At 49.6% G+C, this 1239-nt stretch carries 1 protein-coding gene; it reads left to right on the forward strand.

All coding sequences use genetic code 11. The features are described 5' to 3' along the window. Nucleotides 1–96 precede the first annotated feature (96 nt). Nucleotides 97–1224, forward strand: coding sequence for an ISAs1 family transposase (locus C7B65_RS26930; RefSeq protein WP_073075379.1), 1128 nt, complete (start codon nucleotides 97–99; stop codon nucleotides 1222–1224). The last annotated feature ends 15 nt before the right edge of the window (nucleotides 1225–1239 follow it).

A 1239-nucleotide genomic window follows, 5' to 3' on the forward strand; every position in this document is an offset into this window, starting at 1 on the left:
CAGGGCAAACGCATCTTAAAAATTACTGAGAATGAGTTCTAGGGTTTCGGGTGTTGATGCGGGAAGATCAACGCAACGTCACCCCCCCCTCAAGCAATGAAACTAAAATCGAAAGGGAAGCTATGCGAGCACTTTGGCGAGATCGAAGACCCGCGAATCGAGCGCAGCAAGCGCCACAAATTGATCGACATTCTGACTATTGCAATTCTTGCCGTGATTTGTGGGGCGGACAGTTGGGTGGGCATGGAAAGCTTCGGACAAGCTAAGGTCAAGTGGCTCAAACGTATCCTGGAACTGCCCAATGGAATTCCCTCACATGATACCTTTGCGCGGGTATTTGCCCGGCTGAATCCAGAGCAATTTCAGGCGTGTTTTCTCAAGTGGGTGCGGTCGCTAGTGCGCTTGAGTGATGAAGAGGTTGTGGCAATTGATGGCAAAACGTTACGTCAATCCTATGACTCAGTTGACGACAAAGCTGCCATTCACATGGTTAGTGCTTGGGCAACCGCAAACCGCTTGGTGCTGGGGCAACGCAAAGTGGATGCCAAATCGAATGAAATTACTGCCATTCCACAATTGATCAAACTGCTGGAACTAGAGGGCTGTATCGTGACAATTGATGCGATGGGGTGTCAAAAACAAATTGCCAAACAGATTGTTGCACGCGAGGCAGACTACGTGCTGGCACTCAAAGACAATCAAGGCAACCTGTTTGCCGATGTGCAGCAGATTTTTGACCATGCCCAAGCGTGCAATTTCGTCGGCATTGAACATACTTTTGACCAAACCACAGAGAAAGGACATGGGCGAGTCGAAATTCGCCGGTGCTGGACGATGGAACAGGTGGAGTTCTTGGTCGATGCTAACAAATGGGAGAAGTTCACCAGCATTGGCATGATTCAGGCAGAGCGTCGCACTCAAGGCAAGATTGAGCGTGAGACTCGCTACTATATCAGCAGTTTATCGAGTGATGCGGCACGATTGTCGCGGGCTGTTCGTAGCCATTGGTTGGTGGAGAACGCACTGCATTGGGTGTTAGACCTTGCCTTTCTCGAAGATACCTGCCGAGTTCGCAAAGATTTTGCACCTGAGAATTTAGCGGTCGTCCGGCATATTGCCTTAAACTTGCTGGCTCAGGAAACCTCATTGAAGTTAGGCATCAAGAACAAGCGACTGCGAGCAGGCTGGGATGAGAATTACTTACTCAAGATTCTGACCGAATAAGATGCGTTTGCCCTG

The organism is Phormidesmis priestleyi ULC007 (assembly GCF_003003695.1).
Lineage (GTDB): Bacteria > Cyanobacteriota > Cyanobacteriia > Leptolyngbyales > Leptolyngbyaceae > Phormidesmis_A > Phormidesmis_A priestleyi_A.